The sequence below is a fragment of the Sphingomonas sp. M1A8_2b genome (genome assembly GCF_053345535.1).
Genome location: NZ_JBKFAH010000005.1, coordinates 1 through 20464 on the forward strand (window position 1 = coordinate 1; position 20464 = coordinate 20464).

Below are 20464 nucleotides of genomic sequence, written 5' to 3' on the forward strand. Positions count from 1 at the left end.
CCAGTGGGTGAACTTCGACCATTTCTCGCAGTTCGCGACCAATGGCGGCAACACCAACCGCGACTATAACGCGATCACCTACGGCATCGGCGCCGAAGTCGGTCCGCAGAGCATCGGCCTAAAGGGTCTCACCGGCAACGCCGGGTTCCGCATCCGCGCCGAGGTCAACACCTTCGGCGCAGCGCAGAGCTTCCGCCCGATGCTCGGCATCATCACGCACTTCTAAGCGACGGCCCGGTATCGGGCACACGCGAGGCGCGTAACGGGGGCGGGGAGTGGCATCGGTCACTTCCCGCCTTTCGTGTGTCCGGGCTCGATCGACTGCAAACACCGCAGGATCGATCTACAATCGCGGCCCTGTTTCCGCTGCTCGGAACATGACCTACCTACAAGCCGCCAGAATGCATCTTGGCACCTTTGGACGACCCCTCCGACCGAACGGGCTTCCTTCGCTGGCGGGGTGGATGTCATCGGCGCGCGCCGTCGTCCTTGGCGCTTTGTACCGCCAGCGCGATGACGCTGGGGCGCACTGCGCGGCCTTCCCTATCCCTTGCAGCGCTCGTGCCGCCACAGATAGGAATAGGAACCAGGCCCGGTTCCGACCTGGGAAAGCGTCAAGACGACGCAAAACGCGGGTTTTCGCAAATACGTATCTGATTTTGTGCGTCGCTAAGCCTACCTCCGATCCTATCAATACCGCAGGTACGTCATCGTCGGCGGGCTCGGCATGATCTACATGTCTATATTCCAACATGTCGACATGGTGATGCATCGACCACGCCTTCTGCTGTCCCCGGAAACGTGACGCTAACGACCTAGAGGAGGTCGTTAACCATCTCCGATTAAACCGACCGTGCCGGGCGATCGACTACGGCATAACGGGGGTGCGACGATGCCGAGCGATAAACTCGACCACGCGGTGGTTCACCCGCTCAATCAGCCGTTCCTGCTGTACGGCGTGCTGTGTTTCATTTTCGGGATGGCGATGTACATCACCGGCGTCCTGCTGGTCCTTCCGCGCTATCTGCTCGGGCTGCACGATCTGCTCGATCCGGTCGCCGGGTGGCTGGTCTGGTATAGCGGCGTGCCGATCATGGTCGGCATCACGCTTGTGCTGTTCGACCTGCTGTACATGCTCCAGCACAAGAAGCCCGACGTTCCGGTCCGCTATATCCCGGTCCAGCGACGCCGCGTCACCGTAGCGCTGACCGCGTATAACGACGAGGACAGCATCGCCGGCACGGTCGAGGATTTCCTCACGCATCCGCTGGTCGAGCGCGTCATCGTCGTCAGCAACAACAGCAGCGATGCGACTTACGCACGGGCCGAACTCGCTGGCGCGCTGACGTTCGACGAGCTGGCGCCGGGCTATGGCCGCTGCGTCTACCGGTGCCTGAGCGAAGCGGTCCGGTTCGAGGATACCGAGTTCGTCGTGCTGTGCGAGGGGGACAGCACGTTCCGCGCCTATGACATCGAGAAACTGCTCGCCTATGCGCCGCATGCCGATGTCGTGAACGGATCACGCACGGTCGAGCCGCTGCGGCAGTATCTGACCCAGCTGACCGCGTTCATGTATTACGGCAATCTGTTCGTCGGCAAGCTGCTCGAGGCCAAGCATCTCGGGCGCGGCACGATCACCGACGTCGGCACCACCTACAAGCTGTGCCGTCGCGATGCGCTGATCGGCCTGCTGCCGCATCTCAACCCGGCGGTGAACCTCGAGTTCAACGCGCATTTCCTCGATACGGTGCTGCGACGCGGTCTTCTGCTGCTCGAATGCCCCATCACGTTTCACGCGCGAATTGGCGTCAGCAAGGGCGGCAACGTCAACAACTGGCGCGGATTCTCGGTCGGCACGCGGATGATCTACGGTCTGTTGTCGGACTGGAAACGCTACGCATGAGCGGCGATTATCATGGCTCGCGGCTGGCCGAGGATCATCGGCGCGGCGCGGTGTGGCGCGCGCTGTGGCACTATGTCTTTCGCCACCGGATCGCGGCCGATGCCTGCGTGCTCGATCTTGGCGCGGGGTATGGCGACTTCATCAACAGCGTCACCGCGCGGCGTCGGATCGCGGTCGACACCTGGCTCGGCCTGGCGGACCATGTCGCCCCGGGCGTCGAAGCGCATGTCGCGCCCGTCACCGATCTCGCCGCGATCGAGGCGGGCAGCGTCGATTTCGCCTTCGCCTCGAACCTGTTCGAGCATTTGCCGCAGGCCGCGTTCGTCACGGCGCTCGGCGAGATCGCCCGGACGCTGTCGGGGCGCGGCACGCTGACCATCCTCCAGCCCAATTACCGCTATGCCTTTCGCGAGTATTTTGACGATTACACGCATGTCGCGGTCTATTCGCATATCAGCCTCGCTGACCTTCTGACAGCGCATGGCTGGGACGTGATCGAGGTCCGGCCGCGGTTCCTGCCGCTAACGGTGAAGTCCCGCCTGCCGGTCTGGGCGCCGCTGATCGGTGCCTATCTCCGCTCGCCGTTCAAGCCGATGGGCAAGCAGATGCTCGTCGTCGCGCGCCTGCGATGATCGACCCAGCGCTGAAAGACGATGCCGCAAGATCGAAAGCACGACGTTGGGCGATCGGGGCGATCTGGATCAGCCTTGCGCTCACGCTCGCGTTGCTGGCGGGCGACCTGGTCAGGCTGATCCGCACGGGGTGGGTCAACGCATTCTACCCCTATGATCTGGATTACGGGGAGGGGATCGTCTGGCAGCAGATGATCAATATCGTCGCGGGCCGCGGCTACGCACCGCTCGGCGTCTACCCCGCGATCGTCTATCACTACCCGCCGGTCTATCATCTCGTCGTCGGCGCGGCGTCGGCGCTGTTCGGCAGCGATGGGCTGGCGACCGGGCGGCTGATTTCGCTCGCCGCGACGCTAGTCATGATCGTGGCGATCGGGCGTCTTACGTTCGCGGCGATCCCGTCCGACACCCGCCGGCGCGTCCGTATCCTCGCGGCGATCATCGCGGGCGGGTATGTCGCCAGCATCCCGACGATCGCGGTCTGGGCGGGGTATATGCGCGTCGACATGCTGGCGGCCGCGCTATCGCCGGCCGGGCTGTGGCTGACGCTGGGTGCCGTGGAGCATCGCGGCCGCCTGATCCTGGCGGCGCTCTGCTTCGTCCTGGCGATCTACACCAAGCAGACCTCGATTGCCGCGCCGATCGCCGCGTTCGCGGCGCTGTGGCTGGTGCGTCCCAGCACCGCCTGGACGCTGTTCGGGTTGTGCGCCGTGCTGGGTCTTGGTGCATTGGCGGGGTTGAGCGTCATGACAGCGGGCGGGTTCCTGCGGCATACGGTGGTGTACAATCTGAACCGGTTCGATCCGTCGCGCGCGATGCTGTTGCCGCTCATTCTGATGCCGCAGATCGTCGCCATCGCGATCGCCGCGCTGGCGGTCGGCGCGACGTGGCATCGCCTGCGCCCGACCACGTTCAAGACGCTGCGCGCAAGACTGCGCGCGCAGGGGGGGCAGGGGGGGCGCTGCGATTTCGCCGTGGTCCTGATGTTGGCGTTTCTCGTCCTGAAGACGGTGATGCTGCCGACCATCCTGAAATCGGGTGCGACCGACAATTATCTGATCGAATGGCTGTGCGCGATCGCCGTGTTCGTGGGCATCGGCGTCGTGCCGGTACTCGCCGTCGCGCTCGACGACCGGCCCTGGCCGCGTGCGCTGCTGGTCGCGATGGTCCTGGCAGGACTGCCGATCCATGCCTATCGCTCGCTTGCGGCGGTCCGCGAGGTCCGCGTCGCCGATGGCCTCCACCACGATCTCGTGGCGCGCATCGCGCGCTCGCCCAAACCCGTCATATCCGACGAGATGGTCTTGCTGATCCGCGCGGGGCGACCGGTGATGTGGGAACCTGCGATCGTCGCGGAGTTGGGCCATGCGGGGCTTTACGACGAAGCAGCCTTCGCCAGGCTGATCCACGACCACCGGTTCGGTTTCTTCATCACCGTCGGCGACCGCGGCGATTACCCCTACGATGAACGCTATAACCCGGTCATCGCCAGTGCGATCGACGCCGCCTATCCCCGACGCGAGCAAAGCGGATCCCTGACGCTCCATCTGTCGCGCTGAATCTTCAATGCGTTTGGTAAGAGCTCTGCCAAATTTACAGTTAGAAGGTTATGCAGGCTGTTCTTGCGCCGTCCGGGTTAATCAAGCTGCATCGAACCGCCCGGCGAATTCGCGATCCGCATAATAGCGTAGTTTGGTGGCGATGAGGGGCCGCTGCGCGGCGAGAAACAGAAGTTGGCGGTCAGGGCTGAGCGTGCGAACCTCGTCAGGGGTAAGGAGCGGCCGGCCGACATGTTGCTGACCGCAGGTTATCCCGGTCCCCTCGCCGTCGAGTGCCCGGCTCATTGTTTCGAACACGACCGTCTCCTGGCCGAGCAGGTCGGAGACGAGCTTGGCACTCTGCTGATCGTTGACACCAAACACCTGCAGGACGCCTGCGTTTGACAGGAAGGTGCCCGCTCGCTGGCCGTACAGCGCGCGCAACTGGTGGATGTCCTGCACGATCGGCCAGAGCTGGATCCCATAGCCCGCCATCAGTCCCATCGCGCGCTCGACCGGCTCAAGGTGGCCAAGTGCTGCGAACTCGTCGAGCAGGAACAGCACCGGCCAGACCGGGCGTCCCGGCGTCCGTGCAAGTTCGGTCAGCGCCTGGGCTACCATCAGGCGAAGCCAGCGGGCATAGGTGTCGAGCCGGTCGGGTGGCAGGACGAGGAAGATGCTCGCCGGTCGTTCCTTGAGGTCGGCGAAGCGGAAATCCGAGTGGCCGAGCGTCGCGGTCATGCGTGGTGAGTCAAGGAAGTGGGTATGGCGCTGCGCCGACGACAGCACGCCCGCGGCTTCGCGACCGGACTTGCCAAGGTGTCGATTGGCGGCGCGCGCGACCAGACCGCCCATGCCTTGCATCCGTTCGAGCAGGGCAAGGAAGGCGGCCGGCGCCAGCGTCAGATGCTCGCGCAGCGTGGCAAGGGTCCTGGTGGAGGCGGGCTCACGCGCCAGGATGTGCATCAGCAAGCCGGCGATCAGTGCCTTGGCCTCCTCGTTCCAGTGCGCCTCGGTCTGCTGGTTGTGCGCATCGTGGACCAGCGCGTCAGCGAGGGTCAAGCAGTCGTCGGCAACATCGAGGCCGGTCGGATCGATGCGGTCTAGCGGGTTGAACGCGGCCGGCACCAGGCCGGTGATGCCGAACGGGTCGAGAACGTGGACGGGTCCGAAGCCCCTGCGCTGACGCGCGGCGATGAGGGCATTCTCGCCCTTGGGATCGATGCAGACGCAAGCGAAGGGATAGTCGAGCAGGTTCGGGATGATGGTGCCGACACCCTTGCCGCTGCGCGTCGGCGCAATCGTCAGCAGATGGGCGGGACCCAGGTAGCGCAGCAGCTTGCCGGACTTGCGGTCGCGGCCGATCAGGAGACCGGCGTCGCCCATCAAATCGCGCGTCTCGACGTCGGTCGCAAAGCGGGCGGAGCCATGAGTGTCGTCAGCGTCTGCGCCACCATAACGCAGGATCAGGGGCTGGAAGAGCGCGTGTAGCGGTACGGCCAAAATGATGAGCCAGATCAGCACCTGGCTGATCGCGACGAGCGTCGGATAGCGGGCCAGGCTGAAATACCAGATCAGCCCGTCCGTGCCGAGGATCAGGACGATCGCCACGGCCAGCATAAGCACGACGACGCCGAGCAGATGGCGGGCGAAGCGGAAAGGGGCAAACACCAGGCTCTGGATCGCCCAGACCGGGTTCTGCCGCGCGATACGGACGAGGTTGCGCGAGGCGCGGGTGAGCTGGCGAAACCACGCCATCGTCACGCCGCCTGGAAGAGGGTGAGGCGGACGATCCCGGGCAGGGCGGTGATCTCCGCCTCGATCGCCGCCACCTCTTCCATGCGGTCGCTGGGCCAGTCTCGCGAGATGCTGACGCTGCCTGCGTCGGTTTCGATGTCGATGAGCCGGGTCTGCGGTAGCAGGTCGAACAGGTGCACCAGCCTGTCGTGCAGATCGGGTGTGACGCAGCGGCTTCCCAGTCCCACCATCTGGAGCTGCCAGGAATGGGATACGGCCACAGGAATTGCTGTCATTGCACTGTCTCCGGATGGGGAGAGAAGCCGTTCGCAGGTGCACGCTCTAACGCAGCCCGGCCAACGTCATGGCGGTCACTCTGACTGAGCTGCGGGCGGCAAATAGGGAGGACACGTAGCGTCATCGCCGACGCCGGTTCTGCGCCGAAGATGTGCCTACCAAGCCGGCGATCCGCCGAGCTCGAGACGCGTTGCCTTTGTTCATCACGGGACCTTCTCCGGTGACGTACCTTCCGTGTCGAATGCCCGCTTCCCGCGCCGCTTCCACAAGGCAAGCGTGTTGCCGGTATCGTCGGCACGGGCACGACCGACCAGCTCCAGCAACGCACCGTAGATGGTGGCGCGATCGTCGTCGGTGAGATCGACCAGGCCGGCCTTTTGAACGAGGCCGCCCAGTTCGATCAGGTGGCGGGTGCGTTCACGACGTTGCACGACCCAGCCCCGTGTATCAGTTCTACGCCGCGCTGCTTCCAGACGCAGGACCAGGACCCTGTTGCGCCGCTCCGCCGTCGCTATGGCCGTCAGGCTTCGCCTTACCCCTTGGAGCGACGTCTGAAACGGCCTTGCGGCTTCGTCGCTGAAAGAAGGCAGCGCCGGTTGCACGCCACGCCTCCTTCTGATCAGCATCATCTGCCGCAACCGCAGCAAGCAGCACACCTGCAAGGGTCTCAGGCTCGAGTCCTTGAGCACCTGTTGCGACGACCAGCTCACCAAGCTGTTGAATCTTCTTCGCTTTGAGGTCTCGTGCGCGATCGTTCAGCGCTTTGAGCTCGGCGTCATAGTCCCGGACTTTACGCATCGTGTCTGTTCCTGCATGGCTCATCACGAAGGCAGACTATGCCCCTCACGTGTTACAGCTACAAGTCATGAGCGACCAACCGAAGTGGTCGTAAGTGCGCGCTTATACGTCGTTGCCGACGTACGCTCAGAAGTTTAAAAGACGCGGCGTCATGGCGATCTACCACTTTTCCGCCAAGGTCATCAGTCGCGCGAACGGTTCCAGCGCCGTTGCTGCGGCTGCATATCGCTCTGCTTCGGACCTGTTCGATAACCGTCTGGAACGGCATCATAACTTCACGAAAAAAAGTGGCGTTGTTCACTCCGGAGTGATGTTGCCCGATGGCGCGCCCGAGCGGTTGCAGGATCGCACGACTCTCTGGAACGAGGTGGAGGCGGCGGAGAAGCGCAAGGACGCGCAGCTCGCCCGGGAGATCGAGTTTTCGATCCCGCGTGAGATGAACCGTGAACAGGGCATCTCGCTCGCGCGCGATTTTGTCGCGGAGCAGTTCGTGAAGCGCGGCATGGTCGCGGATCTCAATGTGCACTGGGACAAGGCCGAGGACGGCACCCCGAAGCCGCACGCACATGTCATGCTGGCGATGCGCGAAGTGGGGCCTGACGGCTTTGGCCAGAAGGCGCGCGACTGGAACCGCAACGAGTTGTTGCAGCACTGGCGGGAGGCGTGGAGCGCGCACGTCAACGAGCGACTGGCGGACCTCGGTATCGACGCGCGGATCGATCATCGCTCCTATGCCGAACAGGGCATCGCGCTCGAGCCGCAACACAAGATCGGGCCAGCGGCCTCGCGGCGACCGGGGCAGGGGCTCGAAGCCGAGCGGCTCGAGGATCACGACCGTATCGCGCGCGAGAACGGCGAGCGTATCATCGCCGATCCGAATATCGCGCTCGATGCGATCACGCGGACGCAGGCGACATTCACCAACCGCGACCTTGCCCTGTTCGCGTTCCGGCATTCGGACGGGAAGGATCAGTATACCCGGGTGATGGCGGCTGCGAAGGCGTCGCCGGACCTCGTCGCGCTGGGCAAGGACGGGGGTGGCAACGAGCGGTTCACGAGCCGTGAAATGATCGCGACCGAGGTGCGGCTGGAGCGGGCGTCCGACAGGCTTGTAGAGAGCAGGGATCACTTCGTCGCTGCTACTCGCGTTCAGCGCGCCCTGGGCGCGGCGCAGGGCAGGGGGCTTACCTTGTCCGACGAGCAGCGGGACGCGCTTGGGAGGATCACCGAACGCGACGGACTTGCGTCCGTTGTGGGCTATGCCGGCAGCGGCAAGTCGGCGATGCTGGGTGTCGCCCGCGAGGCGTGGGAAGATGCCGGCTACACGGTGCGCGGTGCCGCATTGTCCGGCATTGCAGCGGAGAATCTGGAGAGCGGTTCCGGCATCACGTCGCGCACCATCGCGAGCCTCGAATATGCATGGGGCAGAGACCGTGAACAGCTTGGGCCCCGCGACGTGCTGGTGGTCGACGAGGCGGGCATGATTGGTACGCGGCAGATGGAGCGGCTGCTGTCGGCTGCGGACCGGGCCGGTGCCAAGGTCGTGTTGGTGGGGGACCCCGAGCAGTTGCAGGCGATCGAGGCGGGGGCGGCATTCCGGTCGATCAGCGAGCGGCACGGTGCGGCCGAGATCACCGAGATCCGTCGGCAGCGGGCTGCTTGGCAGCGTGACGCGACCCGGTGGCTTGCGACCGGTAGGACATCCGAGGCGATCGGCGCGTACCGCGAGCACGGCATGGTGCACGCGGCGGACACGCGTGAGGCGGCCAGGGCCGCACTTGTGGAGGGCTGGGACAGGCAGCGCCAGGCAGAGCCGGGTTCGACCCGTATGATCCTTACCCATACCAACGCCGAGGTGCTGGTGCTCAACGGCGAAGCGCGTGAACGGCTGCGCGCAACTGGCGACCTTGGCGACGACGTCGCCGTGCAGGCGGAGCGCGGCGAACGGCAGTTCGCGACCGGCGACCGGATCATGTTCCTGCGTAACGAGCGCGGGCTGGGGGTGAAGAACGGTACGCTGGGCACGATCGAGCAGGTATCTGCCGGGCACATGGGAGTCAGGCTTGATGACGGGCGTCAGGTCGGGTTCGACCTCAAGGACTATGCCCATGTCGATCATGGCTATGCCGCCACCATCCACAAATCGCAGGGCGTGACGGTCGACCGCGTCGACGTGCTCGCTACGCCCGGCATGGACCGGCACGCCGCCTATGTCGCCCTGTCGCGGCACCGGGACGGGGTACAGCTGCATTATGGCCGCGACGATTTTGTAAGCGAGGCGAAGCTCGCCGCGGTACTGTCGCGCGACCGGTCGAAGGACATGGCGGCGGACTATGCGGCCGAGCCCGAGGAGGCCGCTCGTGCCTTTGCCGACAGGCGCGAGATCCGACTGCCGGAGCGGGCGCGTGAGATCATCGAGAAGGTCGAGGCCAAGGCGCGTTCGATGTTCGCCGGGTTCAGACCCAAGCCGCAGGAGGTCGCATCGTTCGTGCATGAGCCCGACGGCGCGACCCGTCCGGGTGAGGCGAAGGCGATCCAGCGTTATGCCCGTGCCGCGGTCGATATCGCGCGCATGCAGGACAAGGATCTCCCAGTGTTGGCGTACCAGGAAACCGCACTGGCGCGTGCCGGCGAGGCGCTCGACAGGGCTCGCTACAGCAGCAGCAGCGATCTTGCGTCGGCGTTCGCGCGCAATCCGCAGCTGGCCCGGGATGTCGCGGCTGGCGACATGAGGGCCGCGTCCCGTGCTCTGGCCGAGGAAGCCCGCGTCCGGGCCGACCCGGCGCTGCGTGCCGACCGATTCATGGAGCATTGGCGGGTGCTGGAGGCCGAACGTGGTGACGCCCGTACAGGCCCCGTCGCGCGGCGCATGGCCGTCATGGTCGACGACCTCCGGCACGACCCCATGCTGCAGGAAGAGCTGGCCCGCCGCGCACCCGAGCTGGGGATCCGCATCGAGAGGGCGCTGGCGATCGAGCAGGTGCTCGATCGCCAGAGGCAATTGGAGCGCGACCGGCAGCAGGATCACGATTTGAGCCGATAGGAGATAGCGGATGGCGGACGGCGAAGACGAGGCGGCACGGGCATTCGAGGACCTTCGTGCCGAGGTGTCGTTGATGCGTAGCGCGGTCGATCGGCTGGCGGCCGAGCGCGCCGAACCGTCGGACACGCCGGACTATGCGGAGACGCTGGGGATCATGTCCCGGAACCTCTCCGCGACGGCGCAGCGCATTGATGCGGTGGTAAACAGTCCGGCGCTAGCGCTTACTCCGCATGAAATCGGCCGGCAGATCATAGAGATCGGTACTGCGGGGCGGAACGAGGATCGCCGTGCCATCGCCGCTGCCCGGCAGGTGATCGAGGAGGTCGCAACAAGGCTCGGTCGTCAGCTGGATTCGCATGTCATGGCCGAGGATCAGCGGCGCCAGCATCGGCGCGCCAGTCTGACCGCGCTATTGGTGGGTGCGCTGTTGTGGGCGATCCTCGCAGGCCCGATCGTGCGCAGCCTACCGTCGAGCTGGCTGTCGCCGGAACGTATGGCGGCGCGGACGTTGCGCATGCCGATGTGGGAAGGCGGCCAGCGCCTGATGCGGGCGGCATCGCCCAGAGCGTTCGCCAGCATCGTTGCAGGTAACCGGCTGGTGACTGCTGATCGTGATATGCTGCAGGCCTGTCGCAAGCGGGCTGGCAGGGCAGGGAAGCCCGTGCACTGTGCGATCGAGGTGAAGCCGGAAGGTTAAGACATGGCTGATGATGTGCCCGTACAGTATCGCGCTGCGCTCGAGGCCATGCTGGATCAGGCGCTATGCGATGAGGCGCGGATCGAGCCGCAAGGCTGGGCAAGGCGACTGGTTGCGTGGCGGTATGAGTAGATGGCTGGACTACGTGTTCAAACCAGAAGCGCGTGCGCGGCGCGAGTGCTGCTGTTCCTAGACCACGACGGTGGAATCGAACCATGTCCTTAGCTAAGAGTATCAGGCTGAAACCGGTTTTTGCATCGTAGTGAGGGTGCCGGCATGATGAGATTCGGCAAGCCCCATGGTGAACCCATCAATTGCTCATGAATGAACGTGAGGCTATGCCGCCAGGCAATGTCTTCCGTTCAACTGATCCGCTCCAAGCGACATGGTGACTCCCGCGGGTGGTTCACCGAAACCTATAACGTCGATACTTTTACAAGATGCGGTATCGAGTGTCGTTTCGTACAAGATAATCATTCGCTGTCGGTGTCCGCGTTCACGCTGCGTGGCCTGCATTTCCAGACCCCGCCGCGGGGGCAGGACAAGCTGGTGCGGTGCATTAGAGGACGAATTTTCGACGTCGCGGTCGATATTCGCAAGGGGTCGCCGACCTTTGGCAAGTGGGTTGGAATGGAATTGTCGGCGCAGACCGGCGACCAACTTTTCATCCCGGTCGGTTTCGCGCACGGCTTCCTGACGCTCGAGCCCGATTGCGAAGTTGTCTACAAATGTTCGGACACCTATGCACCCGAAACCGATCGCGGCCTACGCTGGGACGATCCGGCGATCGGCGCGGGGGGGATCGCCTGGCCGATCCCGATCGGCACGTTTCCCGAGCTCAGTGCGAAGGACAAGGTCCAGCCGCTGCTGACAGAGTTCCACAGCCCATTCCCCTATGACGGACGTCCGCTCGTCCCGCTCGTCTGAAGGATAGATTGATGCGCATTTTCGTAACCGGGGGCGCGGGATTCATCGGCTCGGCGCTCGTCCGTCACCTGATCGAGACCACCAGCCACGAGGTGCTCAACTTCGACAAGCTGACCTATGCCGGGACGCTGACGACCGTCGAGCGCGTCGCGCAGTCGAACCGCTACCGCTTCGTCCAGGGCGACATCTGCGATGCCGACGCGGTCCGCGCGGCGATCGCCGAGTTCAAACCCGACGTGATCACGCATCTCGCGGCCGAGAGCCATGTCGATCGCTCGATCGACGGTCCCGGCGCGTTCGTCCAGACCAACGTCGTCGGCACTTACACGATGCTCGCAGAGGCGCGCGGCTATTGGCTGTCGCTGGATAACGACGCGAAGGCGGCGTTCCGGTTCCATCACATCTCGACCGACGAGGTCTACGGCTCGCTCGGCGATACCGGGCTGTTCACCGAGGAGACGCCGTACGATCCGCGTTCGCCCTATTCGGCGTCGAAGGCGGGCTCAGATCATCTCGTCAGCGCGTGGGGGCACACGTTCGGGCTGCCGGTGCTGATCACCAACTGCTCAAACAATTACGGGCCCTACCACTTCCCGGAAAAGCTGATCCCGCTGATGATCGTCAAGGCGCTCGCCGGCGCCGACCTCCCGGTCTACGGCAAGGGCGATCAGGTCCGCGACTGGCTGTTCGTCGAGGATCACGTCCGCGCGCTGCACGCGGTGTTCGAAAAGGGCGAGCCCGGCCGGACCTACAATGTCGGTGGCAACACCGAGAAGCAGAACCTCGAGGTCGTGAAGACCGTCTGCGCGATTCTCGACCGGCTGCGCCCGCGCGCCGACGGTCAGTCCTATGCGACGCAGATCACCTATGTCGCCGACCGCCCCGGCCACGACAAGCGCTATGCGATCGACGCGACCCGGATCAAGGACGAGCTTGGCTGGGAGCCGGCCGAGACGTTCGAGACCGGGATCGAGAAGACCGTCGCCTGGTATCTCGACAACCAGGACTGGTGGCAGGCGATCGTCGCCGAGCACAGCGCCGACCAGCGCCGCGGGCTCTCGGTATGAGCGAGGGCCGCATGAAGCAAATTCTCGTCACCGGCGGGAACGGCCAGCTCGGCACCGAGCTGAGGCGCTATCCCTGGCCCGACGGCTGGGCGGTCACTGCGATCGACATCGACGAGCTCGACCTGCGTGATACCGCGGCGATCGCGGATATGGTCGCGTCCAGGCCCTGGGCCGCGGTGATCTCGGCCGGCGCCTATACCGCAGTCGACAAGGCCGAGAGCGACATCGTCACCGCCTGGGCGGTCAACGCCATGGCCCCTGCGGCGTTTGCCGAAGCCTGCGCGAAGGCGGGTATCCCGATCGTTCAGGTCTCGACCGATTACGTCTTCGACGGCGCCCGCGACGGCGCGTGGGACGTCAACGATCCGGTCGCGCCGCTCGGCGTCTACGGCGCGTCCAAGCTTGGCGGCGAACTCGCGGTCCGGACCTCGGGCGCCCGCCACGCGATCGTCCGCACCGCGTGGGTGGTCAGCGCGCACGGCAACAACTTCGTCAAGACCATGCTCCGCGTCGGCGCGACCACCCCGAGCTTGCGCGTGGTCGACGACCAGCAGGGCAGCCCGACGTCCGCGATCGATCTCGCGGCTGCGCTCGCGACGATCGCGATGCGCCTCGTCGACGATCCCGCCGCCCCCACCGGCACCTATCATTTCAGCAACGCAGGCGCAGTGACCTGGGCAGGTTTCGCCCGCGAAATCTTCGCGCAGAGCGCGGCACGCGGCGGGGCCAGCGCCGAGGTTCAGGGCATTGCGACCAGCGATTATCCGACCCCGGCGACGCGCCCCGCCAATTCGCTGCTCAGCCACGCCGCGATCACGCGCGATTACGGCATCCATCCCCCAGCCTGGCAGACCGCGCTCGGCAACATCCTCGACGAGCTGCTCGGGGCCCCCAAGAAGGACATCTCCCAATGAAGGGCATCATTCTCGCCGGCGGTTCGGGGACGCGGCTGCATCCGGCGACGCTCGCCGTGAACAAGCAGCTGCTGCCGGTCTACGACAAGCCGATGATCTACTACCCGCTGTCGGTGCTGATGCTCGCCGGCATCCGCGACATCCTGATCATCTCGAGCCCCGAATATATCGACAATTACCGTCGGCTGTTCGAGGATGGGTCGGCGTTCGGCCTTGCCATCTCCTATGCCGAACAGCCCAAACCCGAGGGCCTCGCCCAGGCCTTCACGATCGGCGCGGACTTCATCGGCGACGACGATGTCGCGCTCGTGCTCGGCGACAACATCTTCTTCGGCGCGCATCTGAGCGACCTGCTGGCGAACGCGGTCGCGCGCAAGGGGCGCGCAACGGTGTTCTCCTACCGTGTCGAGGATCCCGAGCGCTACGGCGTGGTCGAGTTCGGCGAAGGCGGCAAGGCGGTCAGCCTCGAGGAAAAGCCTCTGAACCCAAAATCACACTATGCGGTGACGGGTCTGTATTTCTACGACAATCGCGTCGTGCAGTTCGCCCGCGATCTGAAGCCATCGCCGCGTGGCGAACTCGAGATCACCGATCTCAACCGTCTTTACATGGATGCAGGCGATCTGTTCGTCGAACAGATGGGGCGTGGCTATGCCTGGCTCGACACCGGCACGCACGACAGCCTGCTCGAGGCGAGCGAGTTTGTTCGTACCATCCAGAACCGACAGGGCATCCAGATTGCGTGCCTGGAAGAGATCGCGTTCCAGCAGGGCTTCATCACGGCCGAGCAAGCCCGTACGGCCGGTGAACGATTCATCAAAACCGCGTATGGACGCGCAATACTGAACGCCGTTTCCGACCGGGAAACCGGATTTCCGGGATAGGCAATCCGCTTACCGGGAAAGGACGATCGTCTATAACTGCCATCCAGGCGGCAAGCAGGTCTCTATTGCTTGCCGGAAAGCGATACGAGGCATACCGCGCTATTTAAGTTGATTTTGTAGCGGCTCTGCCAAAAGCGTACGCGCTGTTAATTCGGTATGGGGTGGTTCTTGCTTGTAACTAGCGATCATGGGCGATCCACGCGGGCAAGCAATACCGATGTCCGATTGCTCAAGCCCCTCCTGACGATAGCGGCAACCGCGTATTTCGTGCCGTTGATCGCCCCCTTGATAACGTCTGGTACACTGTCCCTCGACCTGTCGAGCACGGGCAACACGCAGTTGACCTCGCTGATCGCGGCCGTGACCGCATTGCTCGTCTTTCGGCGCGTCACGATCTACCCCGGATCGCGGGCGTTCGGCTTCATCCTGCCCGCCTTCTCGACGACGTTCGGGGTCGCTGCGGCGATCCTATTGACGTCGCGCATCAGCTACAGCGGTTCGATGCTGCTCACCGGCTATCTCGCATCGGTGGCCGCGACGTTCCTGCTCGGCTATTTCAATCAGAATGCGGCGCCGCAGCGCATGTATTACGTGCCTGTCGGAAAGATCGGCATCGTCGACGATACGCCTGAGATCGACTGGATCGAGCTCGTCGAACCGGTCGTCCCAGACGACCCCCATGCCTCGATCGTCGTCGATCTGCGATCGAGCCATTCGCCCGAATGGGAACGGATGCTGGCGCAGGCGGCGATCTCGGGCATTCCCGTCTATCATACCAAGCAGTTGCGGGAATCGCTGACCGGGCGCGTGCAGATCGAGCATCTGTCCGAGAACAGTTTCGGGTCGTTGTTGCCCGCGCTTGGGTATCGCGGGATCAAGCGGACGATCGACGTCGCCGCGAGCATCGTGCTGCTGCCGATCCTGCTGCTGCCACTGCTCGTCGTTGCGCTGCTGGTGCGGATCAGCTCGCCCGGGCCCGTCCTGTTCCGCCAGCCGCGCATGGGATATCGCGGTGTACCCTTCGACATGATCAAGTTCCGCACGATGGTCGAACAGTCTGCCACGACCGGCGACGTCGCGGCACGCCACTCGGCGATCACCCGCGATGCCGACGACCGCATCACCGGTATCGGCCGCTTCCTGCGGCGTTCGCGGATCGACGAGCTGCCGCAGATCATCAACATCCTGCGCGGCGAGATGAGCTGGATCGGACCGCGGCCGGAAGCGGTACCGTTGTCGACCTGGTACGAGAGCGAGCTCCCCTTCTACGCCTATCGTCATATCGTCCGGCCGGGGATCACCGGGTGGGCGCAGGTCAACCAGGGGCATGTCGCCGGGCTCGACGACGTCCACGTCAAGCTCCACTATGATTTCTACTACATCAAGTTCTTCTCGTCGTGGCTCGACCTGCTGATCGCGCTCCGCACCATCGGAATCATGGTCACCGGTTTCGGCGCCAAATAATCGCCGCCAAATACTCAGCGCCAAATAGTCAGCGCCAAATATTCAGCGAATAATCCCCGAGACGCTTGCCACGATCGGCGCGCTCACGACGAGTAGGATGACGGCCCACCAGCGTATCCTGCGATAGGCGCCAAGCCGGGGGGCGGGCGGGGCGGTGGGTTGGGGCCTGGGATGGCGCCCGTCATAGCGATGCAGGCGGTCCTGGACACGGCGCTGGCGGGCCATGTGCAGGCGTTCGCTTTCCGCCAGGTCATGGTCGTGCCGGGCTCTGGCGCCTGGCTCCGACAGGCAGCGATAGGCTTGCTGGATCTCGTGCAGGCGGCCCGGCAGGCCCGTCGAGGATCGGGCGTGGTCGGGATGATGATGCTTGGCCAGCCGCACGAACGCGGCGCGGATCTCGGGGTGCGAGGCGTTGCGGGCGACGCCGAGGACCTGGTAGAAATTGCGCTGGCTCATCGGACCTCGCGTGCCTCGACCAGTGCGCGCATCGCGGCGATCCGCTTGCCGGCGGAGTCATGCGCGGCGAACAGCCCGATACCCAGATCGCCGCCACCGAGGTGCCCCAGAATGGCGGCGCCCCTGACCGGATCGAACCCGGCGTCGAGCATCAGGGTGCCGCCCAGCGCATCCGCTTCGCGTTCGATCTGGCGGACGACCCGGCCGCTCCGTCCGAGCGTGCGGCCGATGCCCTGCCTGACGTCGCCGGGCCTGACGTCGCCGGGCCTGACGTCGCCGCCCCGCATGACGATCGCGTGATGCAGGATGTTGTGCGCCATCTCGTGCGCGATGATGAACGCCAGCTCGTCGTCGTTCCGGACCGCCGACAGCAGACCGGTCGTCGTGAAGACGTGGCGCCCATCGGCATAGGCGTTGCGCTGGTTAGACCGCGCGAGGTGGACGTAGGACGGGCAGGCGAGACGCGGCGTCACCGTGACGGTCGTGATCACTACGTCGCGCAGCAGCGAAACCGGAAACGGCGTGGCCGTCATATGTGCGAACAGGTCGCGGACGGTGTCGGCGCGGGCATGCGCTCGGGCGGCATCGAACGGTGCGGCAAGCGCGGTCTCGGGCGGAATCCCGCGGCCATCGATCGCCAGCATCACGTCGCCGGGGCGTATCCCTGCCAGTGCCGCAGGACCGCCCGGCACGACCGCGATCACGCCGGGGCCACGATCGAGCGCCTGTCCGGCGATCATGCCCGGGCGATCGGCCAGCTCGAACTGCGAAAGATGCTGGAAGACGAGGCCGAGATCGGGTTCGAGCGCAGGACAGTGCGCGCGGCCGGCGGTGGCGAGACGAAACGCGATCTGCTCCACGCGCCCATCGGCTTCCCGGCCGGGCGATGCGGATATCTGGGCCGACATCTGGGCCGATGTGGGGGGAGATATTGGGTGTCCGGCCGGCACGAACGCAGCGCCGATTGCGGGTTCGACCGCGATCGACGCGACGATACCGAGTATTCCGAGCAGGAGATTGACCGAAGGCATGGGCGATCAATCGATCGATTTAAGCGGGCAGACAAGAAAAAGGCCCGGAATGGATAACCATCCGAGCCGTTCTTCTATCGTAAACCAGATCGATTACGGGCTGTTGGGCGAATCGTCGTTCTTGTCGACGGCTACATAGATGCCGAGACCAACGGCAACGACGGCCAATGCGGCGACGATGAAGCCACCACCGCTGGCAAGTGCGTTGTCGCCATCGACCGACTCTTTGGCCGGCTGGGTCAGCGGGGTAGCGACGGGAGCCGCTGCTGCGATCGTCGGCGCCGCAACGAGCGAAAGCGCCGTCATCGCCGTGTAAAGTGCCTTCAGTTTCATTGCCTTCATCCCCTTTTAGGATTCAGAGAACCTAATATTGCCTACCGCATAGACCCGATCAGTTAGTATTGTCCACCTCAAAATCACGATGATTTGCGATATTCGACATGGACTTAACGACGACATTGAAACTCCGCCCGTAACGGCAAGTTCCTTCGTCTGTCCGGTACCGGACGGGATTCCATCCTCGAAGTCATCGCGCACGCGGTCGACCGACGAGATCGGCCCGGATCGTCGCGAGGACTCAGAGGCCGTGATACTCGCGGTACCATGCGACGAAACGCGGTACGCCTTCGGCGATCGTCGTCCGCGGTTCGAAGCCGAGATCGTTCTGGATCGCGCTGATGTCGGCGAAGGTATCGCGCACGTCGCCGGGCTGCATCGGCAGCAGCCGGCGTTCGGCGGGGCGACCGCAGGCCTGCTCGATCAGCGAGATCATCTCGCCGAGGTCTTCCGACTGGCTGTTGCCGATATTGTAGATCCGGTGCGGGCTGACGCTGCCGCCTGCCTTGAGCGCGCCGTCGTCCGCAGGCGGATTGTCGACGCAGGCGACGATGCCGGCGACGATGTCGTCGATATAGGTGAAGTCGCGGCGCATCTGCCCCTCGCCGAACACGTCGATCGGACGGCCTTCGAGGATCGCCTTGGTGAACAGCCACATCGCCATGTCGGGACGGCCCCAGGGGCCATAGACGGTGAAGAAGCGCAGGCCCGTCTGCGGGATCCGGTAGAGATGCGAATAAGTCTCGCTCATCAGCTCGTCCGCCTTCTTGGTGGCGGCATAGAGCGACAGCGGCTGGTCGACGCGGTCCTCGACGCGGAACGGCAGCGTGTCGTTGCCGCCATAGACCGACGAGGACGACGCATAGACCATATGCTCGACCTTCCGGTGCCGGGCGATCTCGATCATGTTGAGATGCCCGGCGAGATTGGCCTGCAGATAGGCGCGCGGGTTCTCGATCGAATAGCGGACACCGGCCTGCGCGCCGAGATGGACGATCCGGTCGAAGTGCTCAGCCTCGAGCGCGGCGTCGAGCGCGACATGATCGGAGAAATCGACCTGCTTGAAGGCGAACCCGGCCCCCAGCTTCTCGAGCTCGGCGAGGCGCGCATGCTTCAGCGAGACGTCGTAATAGTCGTTGAGGCTGTCGATGCCGAGCACCGTGTCGCCGCGGGCGAGCAGGTGGCGGCTGACGGTGAAGCCGATGAACCCGGCCGCGCCGGTAACGAGAACGCGCATGCGGTCACTCCTGGAAATTCGAGACGCGCTCTAAAGACACAAGAGCGGGTACGGCAAGAGGGGGAGGATTTTGAGTTCTGCCGAACGCAGGGCCGCACAATCCCAACCCTTTTCGTGAACGGGTGCGCTCCGAACTATGGTCAAAATTCGTCCGAAGTGCCGGGAACCATGATGTTGCGATAGGGGAGCCAAGTGTAGGAGTAGGATCCATGAACCAGATAAACATATTGCACTGCGATACTGTACGATATGATCGATAGGGTCGCTATGATCCGCGATTTTTGGGTCAAGGAAGGAAGCGAGGTGATGCTGCCATAAACAAAGACTTGAAGCGGGATCAAAAACAGCGATAGCCGATCGATGCCGACCGACGACGATGAAAATTGCAGACCTAAGACCGACATCACGGCCAAGCTGGAAAATATCGTCCAGATCATCTTTTCGGAAGATGGAATAATAAAGTTCTTGCGAAAGGCAAAAAATACTGCAGCGGCAAGAACATTCATGGAAATCCGAATAGCTGCGCCGCTGGATTGATAGTTACTGTTGATGTAACTTGCGACGAGGCGGTCCGATGATCCGCTGAGTGCGATGACCGCAAGTATGACGAACATGATTGAGCCGGTGATCCCGACCAGCAGATTGCGCTTCGCCACTGGCGCGAGCAATATGGGCAGGAAAAGTATCGCCGTCTTATGGAACAATGCCCCAAAAGCGACCTTGGTCACGATCTTCCAGGCCCGGTCATGGCGTGCCGTCGAGATCGCCCAGCATATAACCCCGATCGCGGCAGCCTGTCGCGTATAGCCCATGCCGACGACGATAACGAGATAGGGGACTGATACAGTCATCGCTAGCCATGGATTCGGCTGCCTACGGACCAGGCTCGAAAGGCCGAGGATAAAGACCGTGGCGCAGGCCAGATTGGCGACATAGACTCCCCCGTCCACCTTCGCCGATATCCAATTCAGGAATGCGTAGGCGGGCTCGGTCAGTCGACATGCCTCTGCCAGAGATTGCATCGAAATGTCGCGATACATGTCTTCGTAGGTAACCCAGTCACCCCCGACCTGATATCTCAACCCCACCATCAAAATCGTGAAAACCAGCGCCGCGCCGTACAGGATGCGCTCGAGACCGATATTCCCCTTCGACGAGTTCGACGAGAACTGAACGGTGCCGATCAGCCATATGCCGAGTAACACGAAATAAGGGATCACGATTTCAAACCTTGTTTTTATCGACGAGGTGATGAGGGGAGCGACCCCGAGGGCGTAATTTCTCAGTCCGTTGGCAGCGATCCGGTTCGGCATAAACCCTAACCAGCTTCTGGCAAGCAGCCGAATGGTTGGCCGTCCGTCCAACCATGGGGAGCGCCGTGATATACTTGGTCACGGTATCCTGCGGGGTATTCCAGCGGCATAAAGAAGCGTCGATGGGCTGCATTCTTGATCCTCACTCGTTCGTCGCGTGCAGGGGTTTGATATTCGGACCAGAATAAAC

20 protein-coding genes and 1 pseudogene are annotated in these 20464 nt (G+C 63.8%); 12 read left to right on the forward strand and 9 right to left on the reverse strand.

From position 1 onward, the window contains the following. From ACLBWL_RS17100 to ACLBWL_RS17115, 4 genes and pseudogenes are all read left to right on the forward strand, one after another. A pseudogene (locus tag ACLBWL_RS17100) lies at positions 1-226 on the forward strand (opacity protein); the annotation flags it as partial. A 666-nt stretch (positions 227-892) separates the two neighbouring features. Continuing rightward, positions 893-1903, forward strand: a complete 1011-nt coding sequence (locus ACLBWL_RS17105; RefSeq protein ID WP_447795063.1) for a glycosyltransferase — start codon at positions 893-895, stop codon at positions 1901-1903. Continuing rightward, positions 1900-2535, forward strand: coding sequence for a methyltransferase domain-containing protein (locus ACLBWL_RS17110; protein ID WP_447795064.1), 636 nt, complete (start codon positions 1900-1902; stop codon positions 2533-2535). Before ACLBWL_RS17105 ends, ACLBWL_RS17110 begins: the two co-directional genes overlap by 4 nt. After that, positions 2532-4094: a hypothetical protein gene (locus ACLBWL_RS17115; RefSeq protein WP_447795066.1), complete on the forward strand. Its 1563-nt coding sequence runs from the start codon at positions 2532-2534 to the stop codon at positions 4092-4094. The genes ACLBWL_RS17110 and ACLBWL_RS17115 overlap by 4 nt, the downstream gene beginning before the upstream one ends. 81 nt (positions 4095-4175) lie before the next feature. Here ACLBWL_RS17115 and ACLBWL_RS17120 read toward each other — a convergent pair whose 3' ends face one another. From ACLBWL_RS17120 to traD, 4 genes are all read right to left on the reverse strand, one after another. Continuing rightward, a complete protein-coding gene (locus ACLBWL_RS17120; RefSeq protein WP_447795068.1) occupies positions 4176-5831 on the reverse strand; it encodes a type IV secretory system conjugative DNA transfer family protein in 1656 nt (551 codons plus the stop codon). Positions 5832-5833: 2 nt separating this feature from the next. Further along, positions 5834-6106: a hypothetical protein gene (locus ACLBWL_RS17125; protein ID WP_447795069.1), complete on the reverse strand. Its 273-nt coding sequence runs from the start codon at positions 6104-6106 to the stop codon at positions 5834-5836. 204 nt (positions 6107-6310) lie between these two features. Continuing rightward, positions 6311-6538, reverse strand: a complete 228-nt coding sequence (locus ACLBWL_RS17130) for a conjugal transfer protein TraD (RefSeq protein ID WP_447795071.1) — start codon at positions 6536-6538, stop codon at positions 6311-6313. A 22-nt stretch (positions 6539-6560) separates the two neighbouring features. Beyond that, positions 6561-6905 (reverse strand): conjugal transfer protein TraD, encoded by a 345-nt coding sequence (gene traD / locus ACLBWL_RS17135; RefSeq protein ID WP_447795073.1) that lies wholly within the window; start codon positions 6903-6905, stop codon positions 6561-6563. Between the two features lie 151 nt (positions 6906-7056). On the opposite strand from traD, the gene traA reads away from it, so the two are divergent. The 8 genes from traA to ACLBWL_RS17175 all read left to right on the forward strand — a co-directional run bounded on the left by traA (position 7057) and on the right by ACLBWL_RS17175 (position 15901). Beyond that, entirely contained in the window at positions 7057-9948 is a 2892-nt protein-coding gene (traA, locus tag ACLBWL_RS17140) for a Ti-type conjugative transfer relaxase TraA (RefSeq protein ID WP_447795075.1), read from the forward strand. Between the two features lie 10 nt (positions 9949-9958). Next, a complete protein-coding gene (locus tag ACLBWL_RS17145) occupies positions 9959-10645 on the forward strand; it encodes a DUF6118 family protein (protein ID WP_447795076.1) in 687 nt (228 codons plus the stop codon). Between the two features lie 3 nt (positions 10646-10648). Further along, positions 10649-10777, forward strand: a complete 129-nt coding sequence (locus ACLBWL_RS17150; protein ID WP_447795078.1) for a hypothetical protein — start codon at positions 10649-10651, stop codon at positions 10775-10777. Positions 10778-10996: 219 nt separating this feature from the next. After that, the gene (rfbC, locus tag ACLBWL_RS17155) at positions 10997-11572 is read left to right on the forward strand and encodes a dTDP-4-dehydrorhamnose 3,5-epimerase (protein WP_447795080.1); all 576 of its coding nucleotides are present in this window, start codon (positions 10997-10999) and stop codon (positions 11570-11572) included. A gap of 11 nt (positions 11573-11583) precedes the next feature. Further along, a complete protein-coding gene (gene rfbB / locus ACLBWL_RS17160; RefSeq protein ID WP_447795081.1) occupies positions 11584-12639 on the forward strand; it encodes a dTDP-glucose 4,6-dehydratase in 1056 nt (351 codons plus the stop codon). An 11-nt stretch (positions 12640-12650) separates the two neighbouring features. Further along, positions 12651-13553, forward strand: a complete 903-nt coding sequence (gene rfbD / locus ACLBWL_RS17165) for a dTDP-4-dehydrorhamnose reductase (RefSeq protein WP_447795083.1) — start codon at positions 12651-12653, stop codon at positions 13551-13553. Further along, positions 13550-14437, forward strand: a complete 888-nt coding sequence (rfbA, locus tag ACLBWL_RS17170) for a glucose-1-phosphate thymidylyltransferase RfbA (RefSeq protein ID WP_447795085.1) — start codon at positions 13550-13552, stop codon at positions 14435-14437. Before rfbD ends, rfbA begins: the two co-directional genes overlap by 4 nt. Positions 14438-14662: 225 nt before the next feature. After that, positions 14663-15901 (forward strand): sugar transferase, encoded by a 1239-nt coding sequence (locus ACLBWL_RS17175; RefSeq protein ID WP_447795087.1) that lies wholly within the window; start codon positions 14663-14665, stop codon positions 15899-15901. Positions 15902-15943: 42 nt separating this feature from the next. Here ACLBWL_RS17175 and ACLBWL_RS17180 read toward each other — a convergent pair whose 3' ends face one another. From ACLBWL_RS17180 to ACLBWL_RS17200, 5 genes are all read right to left on the reverse strand, one after another. Further along, positions 15944-16357 (reverse strand): J domain-containing protein, encoded by a 414-nt coding sequence (locus ACLBWL_RS17180; RefSeq protein ID WP_447795088.1) that lies wholly within the window; start codon positions 16355-16357, stop codon positions 15944-15946. Continuing rightward, a complete protein-coding gene (locus ACLBWL_RS17185) occupies positions 16354-17388 on the reverse strand; it encodes a M48 family metalloprotease (protein ID WP_447795090.1) in 1035 nt (344 codons plus the stop codon). The genes ACLBWL_RS17180 and ACLBWL_RS17185 overlap by 4 nt, the downstream gene beginning before the upstream one ends. A gap of 93 nt (positions 17389-17481) precedes the next feature. Continuing rightward, the gene (locus tag ACLBWL_RS17190) at positions 17482-17721 is read right to left on the reverse strand and encodes a hypothetical protein (protein WP_447795092.1); all 240 of its coding nucleotides are present in this window, start codon (positions 17719-17721) and stop codon (positions 17482-17484) included. Between the two features lie 244 nt (positions 17722-17965). Next, positions 17966-18961, reverse strand: coding sequence for an SDR family NAD(P)-dependent oxidoreductase (locus tag ACLBWL_RS17195; protein ID WP_447795094.1), 996 nt, complete (start codon positions 18959-18961; stop codon positions 17966-17968). Positions 18962-19101: 140 nt separating this feature from the next. Further along, positions 19102-20274: an EpsG family protein gene (locus ACLBWL_RS17200; RefSeq protein ID WP_447795096.1), complete on the reverse strand. Its 1173-nt coding sequence runs from the start codon at positions 20272-20274 to the stop codon at positions 19102-19104. Between the last annotated feature and the right edge of the window lie 190 nt (positions 20275-20464).

Excerpts from the sequence above, each read along its gene's own strand:
- ACLBWL_RS17105 (WP_447795063.1), top strand. The coding sequence starts at position 893 with ATGCCGAGCGATAAACTCGACCACGCGGTGGTTCACCCGCTCAATCAG.
- ACLBWL_RS17110 (WP_447795064.1), top strand. The coding sequence starts at position 1,900 with ATGAGCGGCGATTATCATGGCTCGCGGCTGGCCGAGGATCATCGGCGC.
- ACLBWL_RS17115 (WP_447795066.1), top strand. The coding sequence starts at position 2,532 with ATGATCGACCCAGCGCTGAAAGACGATGCCGCAAGATCGAAAGCACGA.
- ACLBWL_RS17120 (WP_447795068.1), bottom strand. The coding sequence starts at position 5,831 with ATGGCGTGGTTTCGCCAGCTCACCCGCGCCTCGCGCAACCTCGTCCGT.
- ACLBWL_RS17125 (WP_447795069.1), bottom strand. The coding sequence starts at position 6,106 with ATGACAGCAATTCCTGTGGCCGTATCCCATTCCTGGCAGCTCCAGATG.
- traD (WP_447795073.1), bottom strand. The coding sequence starts at position 6,905 with ATGCGTAAAGTCCGGGACTATGACGCCGAGCTCAAAGCGCTGAACGAT.
- traA (WP_447795075.1), top strand. The coding sequence starts at position 7,057 with ATGGCGATCTACCACTTTTCCGCCAAGGTCATCAGTCGCGCGAACGGT.
- ACLBWL_RS17145 (WP_447795076.1), top strand. The coding sequence starts at position 9,959 with ATGGCGGACGGCGAAGACGAGGCGGCACGGGCATTCGAGGACCTTCGT.
- ACLBWL_RS17150 (WP_447795078.1), top strand. The coding sequence starts at position 10,649 with ATGGCTGATGATGTGCCCGTACAGTATCGCGCTGCGCTCGAGGCCATG.
- rfbC (WP_447795080.1), top strand. The coding sequence starts at position 10,997 with ATGTCTTCCGTTCAACTGATCCGCTCCAAGCGACATGGTGACTCCCGC.
- rfbB (WP_447795081.1), top strand. The coding sequence starts at position 11,584 with ATGCGCATTTTCGTAACCGGGGGCGCGGGATTCATCGGCTCGGCGCTC.
- rfbD (WP_447795083.1), top strand. The coding sequence starts at position 12,651 with ATGAAGCAAATTCTCGTCACCGGCGGGAACGGCCAGCTCGGCACCGAG.
- rfbA (WP_447795085.1), top strand. The coding sequence starts at position 13,550 with ATGAAGGGCATCATTCTCGCCGGCGGTTCGGGGACGCGGCTGCATCCG.
- ACLBWL_RS17180 (WP_447795088.1), bottom strand. The coding sequence starts at position 16,357 with ATGAGCCAGCGCAATTTCTACCAGGTCCTCGGCGTCGCCCGCAACGCC.
- ACLBWL_RS17185 (WP_447795090.1), bottom strand. The coding sequence starts at position 17,388 with ATGCCTTCGGTCAATCTCCTGCTCGGAATACTCGGTATCGTCGCGTCG.
- ACLBWL_RS17190 (WP_447795092.1), bottom strand. The coding sequence starts at position 17,721 with ATGAAACTGAAGGCACTTTACACGGCGATGACGGCGCTTTCGCTCGTT.
- ACLBWL_RS17195 (WP_447795094.1), bottom strand. The coding sequence starts at position 18,961 with ATGCGCGTTCTCGTTACCGGCGCGGCCGGGTTCATCGGCTTCACCGTC.
- ACLBWL_RS17200 (WP_447795096.1), bottom strand. The coding sequence starts at position 20,274 with ATGCCGAACCGGATCGCTGCCAACGGACTGAGAAATTACGCCCTCGGG.